This is a genomic window from Vibrio sp. 1580 (assembly GCF_033340055.1).
In genome coordinates, this window is record NZ_JAWOVT010000003.1 from 127727 (window position 1) to 143976 (window position 16250).

Here is a 16250-nt window from a genome sequence, read left to right on the forward strand (position 1 = left end):
TCACTCGTCATAGTTAATTTTAGGTTTATTTAACTGCAACTTACGTTCGCGCGAGCGTAAGTCATTCCAAAGGCTCAACCGTGATGCTTTCCCTGCCAGCTCTCCAGTGCTAGCAGATGACTTCATCAACCACAGGTTTGTACCATTAAAACTGTATATCGGTAGCAAGTCGCTACGCTTAGAGGCTCGGACAATGTCAGGATTGATATTATCGAGAATGAGCGGCTCAGAACTTGGGGTAGGGTAGTAAGCTAATACCATGTGAAACTGATTCAGTTCGATGGCTTTTACGTATATTAACCGCATCTTTGAATCTGGTATTCCTAGCTCGAGTAAAGAGAAGTACTTAGCAATAGTGAAATCTTCACAGTCTCCTGCGTTACTCCCTAAAAATTCGAGTGGCGTAGCCCAATAATCTGTCTTTCCCCACAGTTTTATGTCGTCAACGAAATACAGCTGATTAAAAAAGTCGTTAACGCCAGCGAGCTGTTCATGAGTCTCTAATTGTTTAAATAAGTCGAGGTTCTTTCGCCATGTATTTACGCGCAATCCCGCACGTTCGCCGTACACCGCTGTGACCGTATTGACCCATCGTTGTTCTTTACTGTTCAGCGCACCAAGTTGGAACGACAAACAACTTAAGCTGATTAATAATGTAACTTTACGCTGCAAATTGGATCGCATATTCGACTCGTATCACAAGTATACTCTTCTAGAGAGTTCGTCAGTGAGAAATAAGTGCTTTTTATTTAATCACTTATCGCTCAATACTCCCTATCGCGAGTATCTTAATGTGGTTTACTCCTTCAAGGCGTTCGTTTTGGCACTTAAAATCGGTTTAAGTAGATATTCCAAAACGGTTCGCTTCCCTGTGATGATATCGACCGATGCTGTCATTCCTGGAATGATTGGTAAATCTGCATCTTGACCAAAGTTTGTTTTTTCGGTGCGTACACGAACAATGTAGAAGCTGTTGCCTTCTTCATCTTGAGTGGTATCCGCGCTGATATGTTCCAACTCTCCCTCTAAACCGCCGTACTTTGTGAAGTCGTAAGCTGTAAATTTCACGATAGCATGAAGATCTGGGCGTAAAAATGCGATGTCTTTTGGCGCAATTTTCGCCTCTACCAATAGTGTGTCTTCTGTTGGTACGATCTCGACGATATCCATACCAGGTTGGATAACACCACCGACAGTATTGATGTTCAGTGTTTTGATTTTGCCTGTTACTGGCGAATTCACAACCGTTCGGTTTACTCTATCTTCCAAGCCCACCGCTGATTCAACCAAAGCAGATAACTGGTCTTGGGCGCTGTTGAGTTTCTCTTGCTGTTCAGAGCGGAATTTGAGTGCAACATCAATACGGTTGAGCATGGATTCTCGAATCGCTGATTGCAATACGGGAATCTTGAGCTCACTGGACGTCATTTCACGACGGGTATCGTTGACTTGGCGCTGTAATTTGAGCAGTTCAATACGAGGAACAACGCCCTCGTCTGCCAAAGGTTTGGTGATATCGAGTTCTTTTTTCGCGTATTGGTAGCTTTGACGCAAGTTCCTTACTCGTGCTTGGATCTCTACCAAGTCCTGCTGCTTTTGCTGCACTTGTTGGTCAATAACAGAAAGTTGGTTGCGTAAATTATCTAGATCTTCGCGATATTCTGCTTTTTGACGCTGTGTGAGTTGAGGTCGAGTCTCTTCCAAGGTTGGTGGGAAGGTCAGTTTACCGTAATCAAGTAGTACACTTTGACGCCAGTTTTCAGTTTCAAAATCACGATTAACGGCAACACTGTTAATAGAAGCGGATAGTTGCAGCACAGATGCGGTAAGGTTGGCAACTTGTTGCTCACGTTCACGAAAATCTGAGCGAAAGCGGGTGTCATCGATAAGCAGTAACTGTTGGCCTTTTTCAACCAACTGACCTTCTTTGACCAAGATTTCTTTGACTAAGCCACCTTCTAAGTTTTGGACTACTTGTATCTGTGAGGAGGGAATCACTTTGCCTTGACCAACCGTGACTTTGTCGATTTCAGCCCAAGATGCCCAACCTATTGCTGCAATGAAAAATAGCACCATAACCCAGAGCATAAAACGCGCGCTGTTGGGGGTATTGAGGAGCAATGCTGCAGTTTTGTCATCAACAAAATCCAACTCTTCATCGTTGAGTTTGTTGTAGTTATCTCGGCTCATCACAGTCCCTGCTTATATAATTACGGATTATCTTTTTGATCTTATTATTATTAACCGATCATGTCAGCATGCTCGGCTAATAAAATATGAGAAGAGGGTTATTCTCTCTTCAAATGAGCTTTCTTACACTTTCTAAATCAAACAAAAGCATAATTAGCGCCGGAGTATAGCTATTACGCCTTGAACTTGGCTTTATCCAACTGATGTTTTTTTAGTTTGTCGTACAAGGTTTTGCGTGATACCTGTAATTCTAGTTGAACCTCTTTGAGTCTGCCGCGATGTCTTTGCAATGCATCGAATAACAAGCAATATTCAAAGTATTCTGTGCGCTGAGTCATACTCTGAATTTCAAGACTTTTCTCACTGTTCCAATCTTCCATTCTAAAAGTATCTGGCTTGAGGGCACGAAGTTCAGCAAATTGGCGTAGCTGCTTAACGTTTTCTGGCCATTCGAGACTGGTGAGGTGTTTGACCTCTTCTAGGCTGATATGTGGCGGCTGTAACTGATATCGGCTCGCTGTGTGGCGCACAAAGTGCTTGTATAAAGGCCCTATATCTTCCTTTCTTTCATCGAGCGTCGGTAAGTGAATTAGAGTCGCCAGGGATTTTAGAGGTGGCTCGGCTTGGGTGGTCGCGCCAAAAACACGTTCAAGTTTCGGGTGCTTGAACAAGTATTCCCATTGTTCAAATGATACATGCTCTGCGCTATGTAAGTACAAACTGCAGTGGCGTTTTCCTTCACTTAAGCGGTGTATGGCTTTGTCGAGCGCTTCTAATGAAAGCTCATAGAGGTCTTCACCAGAAGCGGCGATTAGCTCACTATCTGGTGTTGCATGTATGTCGTGGGCAAATTGTGCAGCGAGTCGCCGACCCGTACCATCTTGACCTACAAAAATGAGCGGCTGGCTTGTAGGCGCACTGATCAAGGCGCGACGAATACTAACCATGGCCTTACTGTGACCAATCATTTTCGGACCAACATGAGTTTGCATGTCGAGCTCTTTCTTAAGCCAGATGTTTTCTTGCAACAAGTTCAGTTTATCGCTGGCATTGTTGAGCGATTTCATGAGCTGTTCCGTTGAAAACGGTTTTTCTAGAAAGTCGTACGCGCCGCTTTTCATCGCATCTACCGCGGTTTTCACATCTCCATGTCCAGTAAGTACGATGAATTGAAAGTGATCGTTTTTGCTTCGCAAAGTTCGCATAAACTCCAAGCCATCCATCACGGGCATATGGATATCGGTAATGATAATCGCAGGCGTATTTGAGTCGATTACGCGTAAGGCTTCTACTGCGTTTGGTAAGCAGGTGACGTCTATCCCTTCAATCAGCAGGGCTTGAGACACGGCATCACGAATGTGTGGTTCGTCATCAACAAAGAAAACTGAGTTATTCATGGTCGTTTTCCACTTCTGGGGTACGTTTATTCTGATTGACTATTGGTAGCGTCACGATAAAGGTCATGCCTCCTGCTTGTTGTTCTGTGTTCTGATGTTTATAGGCACAGAGGGAGCCGTGATAGCTCTCTAAAATGCGTTTGGAGATGGTCAAACCTAATCCTAAGCCCTCTGGCTTAGTCGTAAAAAATGGATCAAAGATTTTTGCTAGGGCTTCGTCTGACATCCCTGGTCCGTTATCGGAAACAAGAATGTCGCAACTGTCATCATGACACTGAACAGCAATGGATATTTGCGGATCGATACAGTGGTTTTCCATCGCTTGTGCGGCGTTGTGGAAGAGGTTTATCAGCACTTGTTCTAATTCAACGCTGTGAATGGCCAGCTTCACATCATAGTCGATGGCCGGAACTTTTAGTGTTACTCCTTGCTTAATAAGCTTGTTGCTCAAAATGCTGGTGGCAGTATGTACCGCGTCGTGCAGTACTGAGATTTCATTGTGTGAATCGTGCGTGGCTTTCCGAGTAAAGACTTTTAAGCGGGCAATGACTTCCGAAATAGTGTCATTAAGTGTCAGCATTTTGCCCAAATTGTCGGCGACCATTGGGTATTTTTCCATTGCCAACAAACGCTGCGAGTTTTCGGTATAGGTTCTTAGTGCGGAAAGTGGCTGATTTATCTCATGATTAATACTGGCTGATAGCTCGCCCAACAGTGCCAATTTCGCGGCTTGCGTCAGCTCTTGTTGTGTTTGTTTAAGCTCTTGTTGGCTTTGTTCATATTGGCGGATGGTCTGTTGTAGCTTTTGGTTGGCTTCACTCAGAACTAGTGTCCGTTGCACTACTTTTTCTTCTAGGCTCACATTGAGATGAGCAAGGCGCGCTTTGTTAACTAGGGTTTGGAACCACGCTAACGCAATTAGAGCAATGAGCGCATATAAGATCAGGAAGACGATATCGGCCTGTAAAACGGCGGCAAGAACGCTGTTGTGGTTAATTAAGGCAACTACGCGAAACCCTTTATCCAATAAGTGTGTTGCGTATGCGAGGTAATTCGGTGATAGAAGCAATTGATTGTCATCAAACTCCGTGACACCACTGTGTGCCGTTAACTCACCAAAATATTCGGGTAAGGTATCGCCATATTGACGCGTTTCGGTAAGTTCAATTATTGCACTCGATGACAGTGGGAAAAGTGCACGATAGCGCCAGTCTGGTAAATTGCTCATCAACACGACATTGTGTTTATCTGTAATGAGTACGTCAGTCGTGGTTTGCGAAAGGCGCTGTTCTAATTGCTCCAAGTTCACTTTTACTGTGATCACGCCAACGACTTCCTCATTTACCCACAGCGGAGATGAGAAGAAGTACCCACGTTTATTCGAGCGCACGCCTAATCCAACATATTGAGCGGGCTCACCGCGTCGCGCATTTTTAAAATAGGGGCGATAGCTAAAGCTAGAGCCAACAAACGTATCTTCTTGCTGAAAGTTACTTGAGGCTATGACTAACCCGGTGCGGTCATGAACGTAAATCGTATCGGCCAAACTTTGCTTCAACCAATCTGATAACAGTAGGTTGAGCTCTTGAGAGGGCGTTCCGCGCTCGACTGCTTTGAGTAGTCTTGGGTCGTGACTTAATAGGTTTGGTATCTGTTCAAACTTTGCCAGTTCGTAGTCCACTTCTTGTGACACTTGCGCGGCTTGTCTCTCTAGCTTTTGTTGCCATTGATCATGTTGGTATTGAGTTGCGTAATGATGAGTAAGCGCAAGCCCTGAAATGCCAACGGCACTCAGTAGCAGTAAAAAATGACGTAGGGCTTTGGGGTTGAGTAAGTTCACGATCGGCTCACTGGTTTTTTGTGTCATGGTATCAAATGAAGCACTGTGATGCTGTGAGCGGCAACGATAACAAGCACAATGATGTCCTTGTATTTCCTCAGTATCGGGAGCACAATCGACAAAAACGAGTGAAGGAGTAAAGATGGAACTTGCTGATATTCGTCGTGAGTACACCAAAGGTGGGCTGCGTCGTAAAGATTTGAAAGCTGATCCTATTGATCAATTTAATCTGTGGCTAGAGCAAGCAGTTGAAGCGGGTTTAACGGACCCGACTGCGATGACAGTTGCAACGGTTGATGAAAATGGCATGCCGTTTCAACGCATTGTTCTATTGAAAAACGTCGACAAAGATGGCTTTGTGTTTTACACCAACCTAGGCAGTCGCAAGGCCCAGCAGCTAGAGCATAACAGCAATATTAGTTTGCACTTCCCTTGGCACCCGTTAGAGCGCCAAGTTCATATTACTGGTGTGGCTGAAAAGCTTACCGCCGTAGAGAATATGAAATACTTTACTTCTCGTCCTAAAGAGAGCCAGTTGGCCGCAATCGCGAGCAAACAAAGTAGCCGTATTTCTGCCAGAGGTGTGTTGGAAGGTAAGTTTTTAGAGCTAAAACAGAAGTTTGCTAAGGGTGAAATACCAGTACCAACCTTTTGGGGTGGCTTTCGCGTAAAACCAAAGAGCATCGAATTTTGGCAAGGTGGCGAACATCGCCTTCACGATCGTTTTCTTTTCTCCCAGCATGATGGAAGTTGGGACATTGATCGTTTAGCGCCATAGGCTTATGGTCCCTCATGAATAAACAAACACCGCCGAATTGGGGCGGTGTTTTTGTAGGTAGAAGCGATGCGAATTATCGCTCTCCATTCAACACAACCGATAATTGATGCTTAAGCAGCGTTTTGGGTACAACAGAGCCGTAGCCTGCTTCCATTGCTTTATCTATTAGCTCGTTCTTGCTGTTCGCTGCAAACTTATTACGTAAGCGTGCGACGTGACCTTCAACGGTTTTTGTTGATATGCCCATGACCTGAGAGATAAATTGAGGCTTTTTGCCATAGAGCAAGAGGAAAAGCGTTTCTTGCTCGCGGCATGTGAGCTTCTCTGGTTTTGGTTGTAAGTCAGAGAAACGAAAGATGGATTGTTGATTTGGGTTGGTACTGATTGCACGACAAACCCAATACCCGACTTCAATCACGGCGGTGTCGGTGAGTTCCCTTCCGTAGAAAATGGTGCCTACGATGTCGCCTTTGTCATCTCGCCACGGTGTTTTAGTAAATATATGTGCTCGCCAGCGGCCATCTGGATAAGGGTGGATATCCAGAATTTTTAGTGACTCGCCAGTTTCGAGAACGTGTTTATCTTGGCGTTGAAATTCTTGCGCGCATTCAGTGGTTGGGCTGGCCATATCAAAATCAGTTTTACCCAAGCACTCCTCGGGCGACGTGTGCCCTAACAGTTCTGCGTATTCCTGGTTTACGTATAGGAATACCGAATCTTTATCTTTGCATCCCCAACAACCTGGTAGCTGTTTAAGGAGGGATTGTTCTATGGTATCGACTGAAATATTCACAAAAGGACTCACTACATACTGCTTTTACCAATACAGAGACGTCCGTGTTACATGGCTCGTATTGATGTTGCCAAGTAGGCAGTTACGTTGCTAGAACACGTTCGTTGATTGGCGCTCAATCCAATTAAATTCATGGTGTTCGATGTTTTCGTCAGGTAATCATAGACAACGACGAAATGGAACGAAGAGTTTAATTGGGAAAATGGTCTGTTTCATTACAGATATGTGCGCTCACGGATGTCCGCCTAATGTTCGGCTTACAACTCGTATCGTCCTTGATCATGCTTCCTACAACTCAGTTGTAATGTGGTTGACGTTCATATCACTTGTGAGCGAAAGAGCAGCACCTAAGCATATGAGAGGGACAGTGAGACAAAAGCTATGATATCAGCTTATGCCATTGTTTTCATTGTTGAGAAGCGAAAAAAAAAAGCCAGCCTGAAGACGGGCTGGCAACACAAGATATAATCTTGTCGACGTGTAGAAGAGGTTCTAAATTACCTAGCGAGGGTCTGCTAAGTAAGTTAGAGGTATCAATGAGATACCGAGAGCTTTAGATCGTATGCATCTTAAAGCTCGAGGACTAATGTATTGAATCAGAAGCATATTAGTAAGGGGGGAAATCCCTCTATGTTGAGTTTAAGAGTGGGTTTCGATCCGTTTCAGGGACGAGTTATCTAATATGGAGCACGGTGTTTTACAAAATAACAGATTGTTCGGTAATAAGGATCTTTACATTGATTGATTATGTATACGTAAGGTGTTGCCTATCTATCCGTTTTTGTTAATAAAATTGGTTGCTCACTGACCGTAAATTAACCTCGCATGATCATCGTTCCGGAACTATGATCATGTAAATGCACTTGATCATGCTGATTTGATCTTGTCGATTGAGTTGGGTAAAAGTTGCAACCCAACAAAGAAGGTATATGATGCGAAGACGTAAGCTGACCGTGTAAAGACGACTGTTTAAAATGAGTGACTCAGATAACCAAAAAATCCTTTCATATCAAGAGATTATGCTGCCAAAGCCGGCGGAGCTGATCACACTTCCGTCTTATATGGATTGCCACGATCATTCTTATACGCAGATCGTGATTGGTTTAAAAGGGCAAGCCGAATTTGAAGTGCGCGGGCGAGGTAATCTTGTCGGCCCTGGTCAAGGTTGTGTGGTTACCGCATGCTCTGATCATGCTTTCGGTGGCGTCATCAATCAATCGGATATTTTGGTGCTGAATATGCCCAAACCGACAAATGATGATCCCGAAATGCTTCAAAAAATCAATAACCTGGAGAGAGAGCATGTCTACTTCCAGTTAGATAGTCAAATTCAGAAGCTGATACAGATGTTGGTTCAGGAAATGCGAAACCATCCGGATGACCTGCTGTTAAGTCGTGCGTGTAACGACACTGTGATTGCATTAATGCAGCGCCATATCTCGGCATTTGAGACCAGTCGAAAAGAGTCGCGCTTTGATTTGGAGGCGATTGATCGTTACATTGAGCAGCACCTGAGTCATAAGATTAGTGTGGCTCAATTGGCCGGGCGAGTGTTTCTTGGGGAAAGTCAGTTCCATTGCTTGTTTAAAGAGCAGATGGGGATTACACCTCATCAATATGTTCTCGGAAAGCGTATCGACATGGCTCGTGAATTAATCGAGCAAGGGCACCTTTCTTTAGGGCAAATTGCCGAGTTTACTGGCTTCTCAAGCCAGAGTACTTTTACTCATACTTTTACTCGCTTACAGGGAATATCACCTTCCCGTTATAAAAAACAAGTTGGATAACAACGCGTTTTTTTAGGTCAAATAATCATCAATCAGAATAAAGCCATGCACTATGCATGGTTTTTTTATGTTTTATTCACGTGACCTATCTCTCGTTTTTTTAAATTCTCTGTTCTTTGCAGTGGTTGATATGCCACTTGATCCTACATTTTCTCTTAGAACGAGCTCTTCACAAAAATATTATTGATATTCTTGATATTTTGTTGTGAATGCAATGAAAAAATTAAAATTTACAACACAAAATATTACCTATTTGAATGTGACTATGTGGATGTTTTGTTATAAAAGCGAGTTTTTGGCAAAAATGTCGTAGTTTTTGACAAGTATTCTTATCGGCCTCAAAATACACTGCCAGCCATTGATAATCCTCGAAGCGGTTTTCGAGGAGTGAGATTGAGGAACACACATGTTTACAGCTACGAACGTGTTGACACCGGAATTTATCGGGCAGCCGCTTGATAAGTTGTGGTCACTGATCTCGCCATTATATATGGTGGACGAGTCTCAATGGCTAGAGCAACTATTGCCACTAGCGACGCCGACAGAGGATGAAAAATCGGCGATCACTACCCAAACGACCCACCTTATCGAAGCCATTCGTGCCGATAAGAAGTCAATCCAGATGATTGATGCTTTATTGCTGGAATACAGCTTAGATACTCAAGAAGGTATCTTGCTGATGTGTCTTGCAGAAGCATTAATGCGCATCCCAGATGCCGCGACAGCAGATTCTTTGATTAAAGATAAGTTGAGTGTCGCAGACTGGAAATCTCACCTGAAGAACTCTGACTCTGTGTTTGTTAACGCATCAACATGGGGCCTTATGCTAACAGGTAAAGTGGTTGGTCTTGGTGAGCAAGGCACCCAGAGCCCAGGTCAGGCTGTAAACCGTCTGGTAAATAAATTCTCTGAGCCTGTGATTCGTAAAGCCATGTATCAGGCAATGAAGATCATGGGTCACCAGTTTGTTCGTGGTCGTACGATCGAAGAAGCGCAAAAGAACGGTCGTCCAATGCGCGACAAAGGTTTCACCTACTCATTTGATATGTTAGGTGAGGCGGCGTTAACGACAGCGGACGCGAACAAGTACTTCAAAGATTACCTAATGGCGATCGAAGCGGTGGGTCGCGAGACTTACGGTAACGACACCAGCCCTGCGCCTTCGATTTCCATCAAGCTTTCTGCATTACATCCGCGCTACGAAGTCGCAAATGAAGAACGTGTAATGACAGAGTTGTATGACTCACTAATGCAACTACTAAAACGTGCTATTGAAGTCGACGTTGCAATCACAATCGATGCAGAAGAAGCGGATCGCCTTGAGCTTTCTCTGAAGCTATTTGAGAAAGTGTACCGTAGCGATCTTGTGAAAGGTTGGGGCAAGTTTGGTTTGGTTATTCAAGCCTACTCAAAACGTGCGCTACCAGTCTTGGTGTGGCTAAATGCACTCGCAAAAGAGCAAGGTGACGTTATTCCTCTGCGTTTGGTTAAAGGCGCGTACTGGGACAGCGAAATCAAGTGGTCTCAACAAGCGGGTTATGCAAATTACCCAGTATACACTCGCAAAGAAGCGACGGACGTTGCATACTTAGCTTGTGCTCGTTTCCTACTTAGCGAAGGTGTTCGCGGTAATATCTACCCACAATTTGCAAGCCACAATGCTCACACGGTGACGGCAATTGCTGTCATGGCGGAGCACAAAGAATACGAGTTCCAGCGCCTGCATGGTATGGGTGATTCACTTTATAACCATGTTATGAAAATGTACGGTCAGCCAGTACGTATTTATGCTCCTGTCGGTAGCCATGCTGATCTTCTTCCGTACTTGGTTCGTCGTCTGCTTGAAAATGGTGCGAACAGCTCGTTTGTACACCGTCTAGTTGATGCGCGTTGTCCGATTTATGAGTTGACCCATCACCCTGTGGATGTGTTGACGGGTTTTGACACGCTACACAACGACAAAATTCCATTGCCTGCCGACATTTTCCCTGAGCGTAAGAACTCATATGGCGTCAACATCGACATCGACAGTGAAGCGAAGCCATTTGAAGCTCAGGTCGAAAGCTTCATGGACAACCAGTGGGTTGCAGGCCCGATGATCAATGGTGAACGCTTTGCCGAAAGCATGATCAAGGAAAATGCGGCTGAGATCATCACCGCACCATACGATCGCCGAATTGAAGTCGGCAAAGTGGCATTTGCAACTCTTGATCACGTTTCCGCTGCAATTGATGCGGCGCAAACTGCTTTCTCTGATTGGAAAACCGTTCCTGTTGAGCAAAAAGCGGCTTGTTTAGAAAAGCTTGCTGACTTAATGGAAGAAAACCTGGCTGAGCTGGTGGCGATTTGTCACAAAGAAGCGGGTAAAACGATTCACGATAGCATTGATGAAGTTCGTGAAGCGGTGGATTTCTGTCGTTATTACGCGAAACAAGCGCAAAACCTACAGCCATTTGAGCTAGAAGGCTTTGATGGTGTGAAACGCATTTCTAGCCGTGAAGGTCTTGGTGTGTTTGTGTGTATTAGCCCTTGGAACTTCCCGTTGGCTATCTTCCTTGGTCAGGTGACGGCAGCACTGATTGCGGGTAACACAGTGGTTGCAAAACCTGCTGAGCAAACAAGCTTAATTGCCGCTCGCGCTATTGAACTAATGCTTGATGCTGGCTTCCCTGCAGGTGTGATTCAGTTACTTACTGGTCGCGGCGCTGAGATCGGTCATGCACTGACTTCTCATGATGCTATTGCTGGTGTGGCATTCACTGGCTCAACGGCAACGGCGCAACGCATTAACGTTACGCTCGCGGAGCGCAGCGCGAAACCAGTTCCGTTTATTGCGGAAACAGGTGGCCAAAACGCAATGATTGTGGACAGTACTGCATTGCCAGAGCAAGTGGTGCGTGATGTGATTCGTTCGGCGTTTGCATCTGCTGGTCAGCGTTGTTCTGCCCTTCGTGTTCTATTTGTACAAGAAGATGTAGCAGACCGTATGATCAACCTGATTCAGGGTGCGATGAATGAACTGCATGTTGGTTTACCTTACCTACACAAAACAGATGTTGGTCCGGTTATCGACAGCAATGCAAAACAAAAACTCCTCGCTCACCTTGAGCAAATGAGCAAAACACAGACTAAAGTCGCTCAGCTACAGCTGGATGAATCGTGCCAGCATGGTGACTTTGTCTCACCAAGTGCGTTTGAAATCTCGGGCATCGATGTGCTGAAAGAAGAACAATTTGGTCCAATCTTGCACATTGTTCGCTTTAAAGCGTCTGAATTACCGAACGTGGTTGCGCAGATCAACAGAACGGGTTTTGGCTTGACGATGGGTATCCATAGCCGTAACGAAACCACGTACCGTTGGATTGAGAAACATGCACGAGTAGGTAACTGCTACATCAACCGAGACCAAGTTGGCGCTGTGGTTGGTGTACAGCCGTTTGGTGGTCAAGGCTTGTCGGGTACTGGCCCGAAAGCTGGTGGTCCACACTACCTATTCCGCTTTACTCAACATCTTCTTGCTCAAGCAGAAAACGCATAAGGAGTCGCATTATGGTTCATCAGATCACCTATTTTAAAGATGCATTCTCTGCGTGGGAGCAGTGGAATCTGACTGATTTTGATTACAAATGCGAGCATGTTCTGGCATTTAAATCTGCACTAGAAGGGCAGCAGTCTACCGTTGCCAAAGTGGTTTCTTACCACTTGCAACAAGCATCAGCTCTTCTTGCAGAAACTCACCAGTTAGTTGGCCCTACAGGGGAAACTAACGAACTGTATGCCGCAGGACGCGGTGTGGCTTTGGTGATTTGTGAAAACAACATCGAGCCTGCTGATAATGCGTTATACAGTGCTTTTGCGATGATCACCTGTGCCTTAATTGCAGGCAACAGTGTGGTCGTTTGCAGTGACAATGCAGAGCTAAACCAATTGGTTAAGCAAGCTGTAGCGTTGGCAAACTTCCCATCTAACTTAGTCCAGGTTGTTGCGTACGATGCGTCTGCCCCGTTGCTTGAGAGCGATGTACGTAGTGTGGGTTATGTTGGGCGTTCACAGGTTGAGCATGCGCTCAATCTTCAACTAGCTAAGCGTGACGGTGCAATCGTCGGCTTAGTTTCTGAAACGGATTTAGAGTCACCGAAATTGGCTCATGATCCTCATCTCTCGTTGCGCTTCATTACTGAGCGCACTCGAACGATAAATATTACCGCGGTGGGTGGTAACGCAACTCTACTCGAGTTGGGGAACGAAACTCACTAACCTGACTTGTAATGCCAATCTGGAGTAACTGGACTGAGAGCCGGTCCAGATTGGTTTTTTATACTCTGATGTATTGCTGAGACGGTAAAATATCAGGGCAGGCAAGGAAGGAAATAATTATAACGAGGACTATCTAATGATAGAAAATAGCTTTGCTATCACGTCCACTTTTGTGGCGTATTTACTGATTATGGTTGCTATTGGCGTTTACGCGTATAAGAGGACTTCCAATTCATCTGACTACTTCCTAGGTGGCCGTAGCCTAGGTCCGTGGCCTGCTGCATTATCTGCAGGTGCTTCAGACATGAGTGGTTGGCTGCTGCTAGGCTTGCCTGGCTATGCGTACGCTGCGGGTATCGAGGCCTTCTGGTTAGCCGGCGGTCTACTTCTTGGTACATGGGCAAACTGGCTCATCAGTGCAAAACGCCTCCGTACCTACAGTATCCAAACTGACGCGCTAACGTTGCCAGAGTTCCTGTCACGTCGCTTCAACGATAAGTCGAAACTGATTCAGACAATCTCTGCGTTTTTCATTCTTCTATTTTTCCTTTTCTACACCAGCTCAGGTTTGGTCGCAGGGGGCAAACTGTTTGAGACGGTATTCGGTCTAGATTATACCTACGCTGTTATCATCGGTACGGTGTGTGTCGTTTCTTACACACTATTCGGTGGTTTCCTAGCGGTATCTTGGACTGACTTAGTGCAAGGTCTGCTAATGGCGGCTGCGCTAATGATTGTTCCTATAGCGGTAATGGACGGTGGTTTAGGTCAGCTAAGTTCTGATCTACATGACATCAACCCAGAACTTGCAACGCTATGGAATGACGCGAAAGGCGAACCATTGTCTGCGATTGCCATTATCTCTCTAGCGGCGTGGGGCCTTGGTTACTTTGGTCAGCCACACATCCTAGCGCGTTTTAAAGCGTCTCGTTCAAACAAAGATCTAACGACTGCACGTCGTATCGCAGTGATTTGGACGGCACTATCTATGGTTGGTGCAATGCTTGTTGGTCTTGTTGGTCTGGTTTGGGTTACGGGTCATCCGGGTACTCAACTAGAGGACGGTGAGAAGATCTTCATGCTATTGGTTAACGCAGTATTCCACCCTGTCGTTGCGGGTATGTTGTTAGCAGCAATCCTAGCGGCGGTAATGAGTACCGCTGACTCACAGCTCCTTGTTTCATCTTCAGCGCTTGCAGAAGATTTCTACAAGCAAGTATTCAAGCCAGAAGCGTCTTCTGAAGAAATCGTAATGATTGGTCGTATCGGTGTTATCGTTATTTCGCTTGTTGCGCTATTCCTAGCGATGACGCCTGATAGCTCAGTACTCGGTCTTGTATCTTACGCTTGGGCTGGTTTTGGTGCGGCATTTGGTCCTGCGGTTGTACTTAGCCTTTACTGGAGCGGTATGAACCGTAACGGCGCGTTAGCAGGTATTCTTGTTGGTGGTATCACTATCGTGGTTTGGAAGCAGCTAACTGGCGGTTGGTTTGATGTGTACGAAATCGTACCGGGCATCATCTTCTCTACGCTTGCTATCATTGTGGTAAGTAAAGCAACGGGCGGTGCTGCGCAAGACGTGTTAGACCAACACCAGTCGTTCGAGAAAAAACTGGTTGAACTAGACTAGTAACTTCCCGTATATGAACACAAAGCCCGCTATTTTAGCGGGCTTTGTTTTATCTGAAACTTAATTAACGTTAATGGTGGTAGCTTGAGATCAAAGCTTAGCATTGCTCGGTTAGATTGGAGTGTTAGTCGCGATGAATTTTGGCGTAAATAACGGTGTTACTCAGCTCTCCCGATGTAGTCAGACGTTCGTTTCTGAGCTCTCCTTCGAACTCATAACCACAGCGCTCGGCTACAGCTCGGCTCTTTTGGTTGGTGCTATCAGCATGAATTGCGATTCTCTTGGCACCCAAGTCATCAAACGCATAGCGCTCAACTTCGAGCACAGCCTCAGCAACATAACCATTGCCAACGGCAGCATCATCTAACCAATAACCTATCTCAAAGGATGGTACGTCGGGATCTCGAATCATCAAACCGACCGCACCCAGTAAGCGATCACTTTCCTTTTCAATGATGTAGTAACGCAGCTCTTCTTCGAAGTCTTCAAAGTTTGCGATGGCTTTCTCTGTCCCTTCTATCATCGCTTCTAATGTCAGCACATGAGGCACCCACGGCAGATAGACTTCGAGAGTCTTTTGGCTGCGAACGACAGCTTGATGCGCCTCTTCGGCTCGTTCTAAACAAGCAGGGATGAGTTTGAGACGTTTCGTTTCCATGCCGACTCTCCTATGGGTGAAAAATGAACGGAAAATCATTTAAACAGATGTACTTAGAATGATCTAGTCAACGCCGTCATATTATTCACTTGGTTTGCCAGAGAGAAACTGAGAGAATCGAACCGTTATCAAACCAACTAGGTTCATTATGAAACTTTTAGTAAGAAACTTGGCTCGTCACATGACCGAGCAAGATATCCGTAAATTATTCTCAGCGTACGGCAAAGTAGAACTGTGTTCGCTAGTGCTTGATCAAGACACGGGTTTGTCGAAAGGCTTCGGTTTTGTCATCATGCCGGACGAAGCAGAAGCCATTTCTGCTCTTGAAGCACTGAATTTGACGAACGTAGAAAAAAGCAAAATTCGCGTGAAAGTCGCACAAGACTAATACAGAGAAAAGCCAGCGTTATTGCTGGCTTTTTTGTCTTTCTATTTAGAGACCAAATTGGCAACATTCTAGAATGTCTTCTCTTTTCGTTTTAGCGAGATTGATCATCAATTCTCTCTTCAAGTTGTTTCATTAAATCCTTTAACTGTAGAGAATCGAAATTGTCTGAATTCGGCACTTGGTAAGCGTCGTTGACTGTGTAGAGCATCAAACTTTTGCTAGAGAAGAACTCTTTCTGTATTTGGACTTTGACAATGTCATCAAGAGGTAGACGGAAGTAAACCGTTGAGCCCTGGCGGTACTTCAAGGTGTTGGTGCTTGCATCGATATCTAGCGTTTTAGGATTGAACGCGCGGCGCGTGAAGTACGTTGAGAGCAGTTTCAATCCTATTATTGTGAGTGCTACGAGTCCAAACTCGACGAGCTTGTCTGCTAGGTCGGAAAAATAGAACAGCGACAACGATACCGTTCCCAGCAATAAAGGGTTGTTCTTGGGCAGATTTTGTGAAGTTTCATGTATGATCATCCGACA

The 16250-nt window shown here is 45.2% G+C and carries 13 protein-coding genes; 6 read left to right on the forward strand and 7 right to left on the reverse strand.

Features of this window, described 5'->3' with window-relative positions; translation table 11 throughout:
* The 4 genes from R7093_RS05925 to R7093_RS05940 all read right to left on the reverse strand — a co-directional run bounded on the left by R7093_RS05925 (position 1) and on the right by R7093_RS05940 (position 5454).
* Positions 1–684 carry a transglutaminase-like cysteine peptidase gene (locus tag R7093_RS05925; RefSeq protein ID WP_005374561.1) on the reverse strand — a complete coding sequence of 228 codons (684 nt, stop codon included), beginning with the start codon at positions 682–684 and terminating at the stop codon, positions 1–3.
* 114 nt (positions 685–798) lie between these two features.
* Positions 799–2190 carry an HlyD family type I secretion periplasmic adaptor subunit gene (locus tag R7093_RS05930; RefSeq protein WP_005374562.1) on the reverse strand — a complete coding sequence of 464 codons (1392 nt, stop codon included), beginning with the start codon at positions 2188–2190 and terminating at the stop codon, positions 799–801.
* A 173-nt stretch (positions 2191–2363) separates the two neighbouring features.
* Positions 2364–3587 (reverse strand): sigma-54-dependent transcriptional regulator, encoded by a 1224-nt coding sequence (locus tag R7093_RS05935; RefSeq protein ID WP_005374563.1) that lies wholly within the window; start codon positions 3585–3587, stop codon positions 2364–2366.
* Positions 3580–5454 (reverse strand): ATP-binding protein, encoded by a 1875-nt coding sequence (locus tag R7093_RS05940; protein WP_262659789.1) that lies wholly within the window; start codon positions 5452–5454, stop codon positions 3580–3582. The genes R7093_RS05935 and R7093_RS05940 overlap by 8 nt, the downstream gene beginning before the upstream one ends.
* A gap of 115 nt (positions 5455–5569) precedes the next feature.
* On the opposite strand from R7093_RS05940, the gene pdxH reads away from it, so the two are divergent.
* Positions 5570–6205 (forward strand): pyridoxamine 5'-phosphate oxidase, encoded by a 636-nt coding sequence (gene pdxH, locus R7093_RS05945; protein WP_005374570.1) that lies wholly within the window; start codon positions 5570–5572, stop codon positions 6203–6205.
* A gap of 73 nt (positions 6206–6278) precedes the next feature.
* Here pdxH and R7093_RS05950 read toward each other — a convergent pair whose 3' ends face one another.
* Positions 6279–6998, reverse strand: coding sequence for a PAS domain-containing protein (locus R7093_RS05950; RefSeq protein WP_017820063.1), 720 nt, complete (start codon positions 6996–6998; stop codon positions 6279–6281).
* A gap of 974 nt (positions 6999–7972) precedes the next feature.
* Here R7093_RS05950 and R7093_RS05955 point away from each other — a divergent pair.
* The 4 genes from R7093_RS05955 (at position 7973) to putP (ending at position 14672) form a co-directional block, all read left to right on the forward strand.
* Complete coding sequence (locus R7093_RS05955; protein WP_176311374.1) at positions 7973–8785, forward strand: AraC family transcriptional regulator; 813 nt, start codon at positions 7973–7975, stop codon at positions 8783–8785.
* A gap of 406 nt (positions 8786–9191) precedes the next feature.
* Positions 9192–12323: a bifunctional proline dehydrogenase/L-glutamate gamma-semialdehyde dehydrogenase PutA gene (gene putA / locus R7093_RS05960; protein WP_042522267.1), complete on the forward strand. Its 3132-nt coding sequence runs from the start codon at positions 9192–9194 to the stop codon at positions 12321–12323.
* 11 nt (positions 12324–12334) lie between these two features.
* Complete coding sequence (locus tag R7093_RS05965; protein WP_005383557.1) at positions 12335–13042, forward strand: 1-pyrroline-5-carboxylate dehydrogenase; 708 nt, start codon at positions 12335–12337, stop codon at positions 13040–13042.
* A 136-nt stretch (positions 13043–13178) separates the two neighbouring features.
* Positions 13179–14672: a sodium/proline symporter PutP gene (gene putP, locus R7093_RS05970; RefSeq protein ID WP_005374582.1), complete on the forward strand. Its 1494-nt coding sequence runs from the start codon at positions 13179–13181 to the stop codon at positions 14670–14672.
* 124 nt (positions 14673–14796) lie between these two features.
* Here the strand turns inward: putP and R7093_RS05975 are convergent, their stop codons facing one another.
* Positions 14797–15330 (reverse strand): GNAT family N-acetyltransferase, encoded by a 534-nt coding sequence (locus R7093_RS05975; RefSeq protein WP_318146551.1) that lies wholly within the window; start codon positions 15328–15330, stop codon positions 14797–14799.
* 148 nt (positions 15331–15478) lie between these two features.
* On the opposite strand from R7093_RS05975, the gene R7093_RS05980 reads away from it, so the two are divergent.
* Positions 15479–15718 (forward strand): RNA recognition motif domain-containing protein, encoded by a 240-nt coding sequence (locus R7093_RS05980; RefSeq protein ID WP_005374587.1) that lies wholly within the window; start codon positions 15479–15481, stop codon positions 15716–15718.
* A gap of 91 nt (positions 15719–15809) precedes the next feature.
* Here the strand turns inward: R7093_RS05980 and R7093_RS05985 are convergent, their stop codons facing one another.
* Positions 15810–16244, reverse strand: a complete 435-nt coding sequence (locus R7093_RS05985) for a hypothetical protein (RefSeq protein WP_158155582.1) — start codon at positions 16242–16244, stop codon at positions 15810–15812.
* Positions 16245–16250 lie beyond the last annotated feature (6 nt).